Annotated in this window: 5 protein-coding genes; all 5 read right to left on the reverse strand. The window is 63.8% G+C overall.

The window, feature by feature from the left end; all coding sequences use genetic code 11:
• On the reverse strand, positions 1-3,818 hold a 3,818-nt coding region (gltB, locus tag ACE1EY_RS03675; RefSeq protein WP_370299506.1), incomplete at its 3' end, for a glutamate synthase large subunit.
• A 208-nt stretch (positions 3,819-4,026) separates the two neighbouring features.
• Complete coding sequence (locus ACE1EY_RS03680) at positions 4,027-5,178, reverse strand: deoxyguanosinetriphosphate triphosphohydrolase (RefSeq protein WP_291514066.1); 1,152 nt, start codon at positions 5,176-5,178, stop codon at positions 4,027-4,029.
• On the reverse strand, positions 5,178-6,233 hold the full coding sequence (gene aroB, locus ACE1EY_RS03685) for a 3-dehydroquinate synthase (RefSeq protein WP_370299507.1): 1,056 nt from the start codon (positions 6,231-6,233) through the stop codon (positions 5,178-5,180). Before aroB ends, ACE1EY_RS03680 begins: the two co-directional genes overlap by 1 nt.
• A complete protein-coding gene (aroK, locus tag ACE1EY_RS03690) occupies positions 6,230-6,784 on the reverse strand; it encodes a shikimate kinase AroK (RefSeq protein WP_291514064.1) in 555 nt (184 codons plus the stop codon). Before aroK ends, aroB begins: the two co-directional genes overlap by 4 nt.
• Positions 6,784-7,788: hypothetical protein (locus ACE1EY_RS03695; RefSeq protein ID WP_370299508.1), on the reverse strand; the 1,005-nt coding region annotated here is incomplete at its 5' end. The genes aroK and ACE1EY_RS03695, both read right to left, overlap by 1 nt.

The raw sequence follows: 7,788 nt of genomic DNA on the forward strand, positions 1-7,788 counted from the left end.
ATCGGCGCATCGTTCATGCCATCGTTGCCATAGCGCTTGGCGATCTCGCCGGACAGCCTCGCACCGATGGAGCGATGGTAGTTCGCGATGCGGAACGGGAACCTGCCACCGGACTTCGATTCGATCGCCGGCAGGCAGGCCGCGACCATTTCCTCGGCCAGCTCGCCCTTGTCGTAAGGCTCGTTATGCGGCTGCAGGCAGATGTGCGGGCGGGTGTCGGCCAGGCTGTCGACCGACAGGATTGGCGTCAGGTCGAGGCGGTTCTGCTTCGGTGTGATGCCCGGATCAATGTCCAGCAGATCGGTGCGGCCGATGAGTTCCTCCATCGATCGTGCGCCGAGGGCCGCGAGCTGCTGGCGGACGTCTTCGGCGATGAAGCGGAAGAAGTTCTCGACCATCTCCGGCAGGCCGATGAAATGCTTGAGCCGCAGCACCTGATTCTGCGTCGCCACGCCGGTGGCGCAGTTGTTGAGATGGCAGATCCGCAGATACTTGCACCCCAGCGCCACCATCGGCCCGGTGCCAAAACCGTAGGATTCCGCGCCCAGCATCGCAGCCTTGATCACGTCCACGCCGATTTTCAGGCCGCCATCGGTCTGCAGGCGCACACGGCCGCGCAGATCGTTCATGCGCAGTGTCTGGTGGGTTTCGGCCAGGCCCAGCTCCCACGGGGTGCCGGCGTAGCGCACCGAGGTGAGCGGGCTCGCGCCGGTGCCGCCGTCGTAACCGGAGACGGTGATCAGATCGGCATAGGCCTTGGCCACGCCGGCCGCGATGGTGCCGACGCCCGGCCCGGAGACCAGTTTGACCGACACCAGCGCCTGGGGGTTGACCTGCTTGAGATCGAAGATCAGCTGCGCCAGATCCTCGATGGAATAGATGTCGTGATGCGGTGGTGGCGAAATCAACGCGACGCCCGGCTTGGAATAACGCAGCCGCGCGATCATCTGATTGACCTTGTGGCCTGGCAGCTGGCCACCTTCGCCGGGCTTGGCGCCCTGGGCGATCTTGATCTGCAGCACCTCGGCGTTCACCAGGTAATGCGGGGTTACGCCGAAGCGGCCGGACGCGACCTGCTTGATCTTCGACATCCGCTCCGTGCCGTAGCGCGACGGGTCTTCGCCGCCCTCGCCGGAATTGGAGCGGCCTCCCAGGCGGTTCATGGCAATCGCCAGGGCCTCGTGGGCCTCGGGCGACAGCGCGCCCAAGCTCATGCCTGCCGAGTCGAAGCGCTTGACGATGGCCGAGATCGGCTCGACGTCGTCAATGGAAATCGGCTGGCCGAGCGGTTTGACCTTGAACAGATCGCGCAGCACCGCCGGCGGGCGCGAGCTGACCTGGTCGACGTAGTCCTGATAATCCGAGAATTCGCCGGACTTCACCGCCTTTTGCAGCGAAAACACCACATCCGGGTTATAGGCGTGGTACTCGCCGCCGTGGATATATTTCAGCAGGCCGCCCTGTGGCAGCGGCTTGCGTGGATTGCGTGCGAGCCGATCCAGCGCCAGCGTGTCGGCTTCCAGATCCTCGAAGGCCGTGCCCTGGATGCGGCTGATGGTGCCGGGGAAGCATCGTTGCACGATCTCATCCGCCAGGCCGACGATCTCGAACAGCTGCGCTCCGCGGTAGCTGGCGATGGTCGAGATGCCCATCTTGGACATGATCTTGTACAGGCCCTTGCAGATCCCCTTGCGGTAGGCGCGGCCAAGGTCGGCGCGTTCACGGTCGCGAATCTCGCCGGTGCGCAGCATGTCGAACAGGCATTCGTAGGCGAGGTAGGGGTGGACGCAGGATGCGCCGAAGCCGACCAGACAGGCGAAGTGATGCGAGTCGCGCGCCGTGGCGGTGTCGACAATGATGTTGGCGTCGGTGCGCAGAGCCTCGCGGATCAGCGCATGGTGGACCGCGCCGGTGGCCATGAGCGCGTGAACGGGCAACTCGCCGGTCTTCACGCCCCGATCGGTCAGCACGACGACCACGGTGCCGCCACGCACAGCGTCCACCGCGGTTCGGGTGATGCGATCGATGGCCGCTGCCAGGCCCTCGTCCTCGGTCCAGGTCAGGGGAATCTTCACGTGACCGTAGGCGGGGTCGTCCATGGTCAGCAACTGTTCGTACTTGCCCGTCGACAGCACCGGTGAATCGACCAGTAGGCGGTTGGCGCGGTCCGGTGTGGCTTCGAACACGCTGCGCTCGGCGCCGAGGCAGGATTCCAGCGACATCACGATCTGTTCGCGCAGCGGATCGATTGGCGGGTTGGTGACCTGCGCGAACTGCTGCCGGAAATAGTCGTAGAGCGGGCGGATCTGGCGCGACAACACCGGGAACGGCGTGTCGTCTCCCATTGAGCCGACCGCTTCCTGTCCGGCCTCGGCCAGCGGGCGCAGCACCTGGTCGCGTTCCTCGAACGTTACCTGGAAGAGTTTCTGATAGGTCGCCAGTTCCGTGCGATCGAAGAACGACCAGGGATCGGTCTCGGTCAGCTTGGACTCGATGCGGCGCACGCCATCCTTGAGCCACTGCTTGTAGGGATGGCGGCTGGCGAGGTCACGATCAATGTCGTCGGGGTACAGCACCCGCCCGGTCTTGGTGTCCACGGCCAACATCTGGCCAGGGCGCAGACGGCCCTTCTCGACGACGTCTTCCGGGGCGTAGTCGTAGACGCCGATTTCCGACGCCAGGGTGATCACCCGATCCTTGGTGATGACGTAGCGGGCCGGGCGCAGTCCGTTTCGGTCGGTGGAGCAGGCGGCATAGCGTCCGTCGGTCATGACGATGCCGGCCGGGCCATCCCAGGGGTCCATGTGCATGGAGTTGTATTCGTAGAACGCCCGCAGGTCGGGGTTCATCAACTCCACGTTCTGCCACGCGGGAGGGATCATCACCCGGGTGGCGGCGAACAAATCCATCCCGCCGGCCAGCAAGACCTCGAGCATGTTGTCGAGCGACTGCGAGTCCGAGCCGTCCATCGTGACCAGCGGCATGATCTCGTCGATGTTGTCGAGGTCGCCGCTTTCAAACTTGCGTGCACGTGCAACCGACCAGTTGCGGTTGCCGCGAATGGTGTTGATCTCGCCGTTATGCGCCAGGAAGCGGAACGGTTGGGCCAGCGGCCAGCGCGGCAGGGTATTGGTCGAAAAGCGCTGGTGGAACACACAGACCGACGAGGCCAGGCGTTCGTCCTGCAGATCGAGATAGAACTCCGGCAGGTAGGCCGGCATCACCAGCCCCTTGTAAAGCAGGATGCGGCAGGACAGCGTCGTGACGTAGAAATCCGGGTCATGGGCCGCAATGGCCTTTTCGGCGATCCGGCGGCCCCTGAACAGGGCCAATTCAAAGGCGAATGTGTCCATGCCGTCGGTGGCATTGACGAAGACCTGTTCAATGCGTGGCCGTGTTGTCTTGGCTTGTTCGCCCAGCGCGGCTTCGTCGATGGGCACTACCCGCCAGCCGGCGACCGTCAGGCCGTGGGCGGCGAATGCGTCTGCGAACTGCTGGCGCGTGGCGGCCGCTGTCGTTTCGTCGCGTGACAGGAAGACATTGCCGACCGCGTATTGCTCGTCGAGCGCGAAGCCGTTCTCCTGCGCGACCGCGCGCAGAAAGGCGTCCGGCTTCTTCATCAGCAGGCCGCAGCCATCGCCGGATTTGCCATCGGCGGCGACGGCGCCGCGATGCGTCAGACGGGCGAGGGCGCTAATGGCCGTCTGCACCAGCCAATGGCTGGGCTGGTCATCGATCTGGGCAATGAGGCCGAAACCGCAGTTGTCACGCTCGAATTCAGGGCGGTAGAGCCCTTGCTGTGTCAGCGCCATACGCAATGCCTGTCCGTTCCGGGGACACCCGTACGCCCCACAAGCGGGGATCGCTGCGGACGGTCGGAGTGCTCGTCGAGTATTTGCCGCAGTGCGGCATGCGGACCAGCCATTATAGAAACGGGTCGATGACCGTCAAACGACACGCGATTCGGCAAGGGATCACGGGCTATTGCGGCCGTGATTGCCGCAGCAGGCACCGCAGAGGAGGCGATTAGCGTAACCGGCGTGGATCGAACAAACGGTCGTACTCGTCGAGCGCGTAGCGATCGGTCATGCCGGCGATGTAATCGGCGATCAGCCGCGCCCGGATCTTGCGGTCGGCATCGTCGCCAGTTGGCGGGACGCGCTCGGAAAATTTCGGTGGCAGCAGCTTGGGGTCGGCGAGGAATGCATCGAACAAGGCCTTGATGACACGTCGTGCCTTGCTGGTGATGCGATACACCTGATGGTGGCTGTACAGGTTTTTGTACAGAAAGCGCTTGAGTTCAACATTCAAACGGCGCGCTTCGGGGCTGAACGCGATCAATGCACGGTCGGCGCCACGTACGGCGTCAATCGATGCCGGCTGCAGGCTGCTCAGCGCGGCCTGACTGGTCTCGATCACGTCGACCACCAGGTAGTTGATCATCCGGCGGATGACTTCGTGACGGATCTGCTTCGCGCTGAGGTCCTGACCGTAGAGCGTGATGACTTCATCATAGAAGCGGGCGAACAGGGGCACTTGGGCAAGCTGGTCCAGCGACAGTAAGCCGGCGCGCAGGCCGTCGTCGACGTCATGATTGTTATAGGCAATCTCATCCGACAGATTGGCCAATTGCGCTTCCAGGCTGGGATGGCTGTCATCGAGAAACCGCTGGCCAACATCACCGAGGTGCCTGGCCTTGGCCTTGGTGCAGTGCTTGAGAATGCCCTCGCGGGTCTCGAAGGTCAGATTCAGGCCATCAAACGCGGCGTACTTGTTCTCAAGCACGTCGACGACACGCAACGACTGGATATTGTGTTCGAAGCCGCCAAACGGCTTCATGCACTCGTTAAGCGCATCCTGGCCGGCATGTCCGAACGCCGTGTGGCCCAAGTCGTGAGCGAGGGAGATTGCCTCCACGAGGTCTTCGTTCAGCGCCAAAGACCGGGCGATGGTGCGCGCGATCTGTGCCACCTCCACAGAGTGGGTCAGCCGGGTGCGGAACAGGTCGCCCTCGTGATTCACGAAGACCTGGGTCTTGTACTCCAAGCGTCGAAATGCCGCGCAGTGAATGATCCGGTCCCGATCACGCTGATATTCGGTGCGGTTGCCCGACGAGGGTTCGGCCACATGCCGGCCGCGGCTGGTCTCCTGGCGGGCAGCGTAGGGCGCCAGTGTCATCAGGCTGCCGAGGCCAGTGTGGCGCGCAGCAAGTCCATCGGAACATCGGCACTGATCACCGCTCGCCCCAGTGGTTTGAGCAGAACCAGGCGTAGCTGATCATTGAGCACCTTTTTGTCCCGCTGCATCAGCGAAACGAACGTGTCGGCCGGGATCGGCGGCGGTGTGGTGGGCAGCGACAGGGCGTCCAGGAGTGTCCGCAGGCGGGTGACGTCCTCCGCCGCGGTCCAGCCCAGGCGCTGGGACAGGTCTGCCGCCATGACCATGCCGATAGCCACCGCTTCGCCATGCAGCAAGGCGCCGTAACCACTGGAGGTTTCGATGGCATGCCCAAAGGTGTGCCCGAGATTCAGCAGGGCGCGCTGCCCTTGTTCCCGCTCGTCCGCGGCGACGATGCGGGCCTTGGCGACGCAGCATCGGTGGACCACCTCGGCCAAGGTTTCGGGTTCTCGTGCCCGCAGCGCTTCCACTCGCGATTCCAGCCAACCCAGCATGGCCAGGTCGCCCAGGGCCGCGTACTTCACGACCTCGGCCAGGCCAGCAGCGTATTCGCGGGGCGGCAGCGTGGCTAATAAATCCAGGTCGGCCAGGACTTGCAGCGGCTGATGGAAGGCCCCGAGCAAATTCTTGCCGGCCCGATGGTTTACCCCCGTCTTGCCGCCCACCGATGAATCCACCATCGCCAGCAGGGTCGTCGGAATCTGGATGAAGTAGATGCAGCGGTGATACATGGCCGCGGCGAAGCCAGCGATCTCGCCGATCACGCCGCCACCCAGCGCGATGACCAGGCTGTCGCGATGAAAACCACCGTCGGCCAAGCGGTCAACGATGGCACCCGCAGTTGTCAGCGTCTTGTGAGACTCACCATCCGGCAGTTCGCAGACGTCTGCATCGGGTAACCGTTGAAGCAGGCGGGTGAGATAAAGCGGCGCGATTGTTTCATTGGTCACGATCAGGCAGCGCCGGGAGCCGACGTCGAGCCTGTCCAGGGCACCTGCTCCGATGTGGATGGGGTAGCTGCGGTCGCCGAGGTCGACGTTCAGGGTTCGGATCATGGCGTGGCTATCTGCTTGCGAACGTCGCGGTCGAGTCGCTGATGAATGTCGTGTGCAACAGCCTTGGCGCCGCGGCCGCGCGTGGGCACGATCAAATCGGCGATGTCCCGATACAGGGGGTCGCGGACGGCGAACAGCCGTTCCAGCGTCTCCTTGCGGTTACCAGCATTCAGCAGCGGGCGGGCATCGCTCTTGCGGGTGCGCTGCAGCTGCTGCTCCAGGCTGGCATACAGGTAGATCACGATTCCGCGCGCGCTCAGATGCGCGCGATTGTCGTCCCGCAGGATCGACCCGCCACCGGTGGCGATCAGCACATCGGGTTGCTGGGTGAGCTGATCGATCATCTTCGCCTCACGGCGGCGGAAACCTTCTTCCCCCTCCACTTCGAAAATGTAGGGAATGTCGACCCCGCAGCAGGACTCGATTTCGTGGTCGCTATCGAAGAACTCCAGTTGCCGGAGCCGCGCGAGCCGCCGACCGATAGTGGTCTTGCCCGCACCAGGAGGTCCGACCAGAAAGATGCGGGCCGTCTGGGCGCGGTCTGCCGTCATTACTCGGTAGGCGGCGCGACGATCTCGATCCGGCGTGTGCTGCAGACCTGTCCGTTGTCGGAGCCATCCGCGGCAATCCGACGCACGCAGGCGCGGACATCGGCTTCCCGGACTTCATCTTCGCCCAGCTGAGGGTTGAAGGTCGGCACGAAGTAGCGGGATGTCGCGATGCCGCTGGCGTTCGTTGTGCCGCCGCCCGGGAACACCCGCTCGTTCGGATTGCCTGCGTTAGCTGCGGTGATGATCTCGAAGGTGACCTGAGCGCCATCAATCGGCTGGAAGGCATTATTCCGCACCTCGAAGGTCAGCGTAGCGGTACGCTGATTGCCGGCGTCATCCGGCGAGGTCAACACACGCAGCGGTGCCTGCAGGTCCACACAATTGCGACCGTCGCTGGTCGTGGTGCAGATCTCGTCCTGGAACTGCACGCCGGTGCTGGCTTCGAGCTGTGGATCCGGACTGGAGGCGCAATCGCGGTTGTCTTCGGCGATGACCGTGACGAATCCGGAACGATCCGAGTAAAGCGCGTGCGGCTGTTCGAATTCACCGTTGACCACGCGGGCGCGGCGCGTCTGCGATGCCGTGACGGGATCGTTGTTGATGATCAGGCCGAAGGAGGTCCCCGATGCGCCGTCAAAGGTGGTCGACAGATCCACACAACCTGTGACGCCGGTGCCTGAACCATCGCGCCAGTCAATCTCCAGATTCACCGCGTTGTTCGCGCCCACCAGGGCCGCGTCACCGAAATCCGGTGCGGTGAACGTAAACGTGTCGGCCTGCACCTGCACCTCAATCGAGTCGGTGCAATCGGCTGCCGTGCCGCTGCAGAGCGCTTGTGCGGTGGCGTCGCTAGCGGTTTCGATGGCCGCGGTCAGGTCGACCGTCTGGGCGGTGTTGCCCGAGGCAGCCGGCCGAAAGCCGAAACGCACAATGCCGAAATCATCGGTGACGCCGCGCAGCCCTTCGCTGTTTGTATGCACCGTAAAGCTGCCGCTGTCGCTGCT

The organism is Abyssibacter sp. (assembly GCF_964229365.1).
Taxonomy (GTDB): domain Bacteria; phylum Pseudomonadota; class Gammaproteobacteria; order Nevskiales; family OUC007; genus Abyssibacter.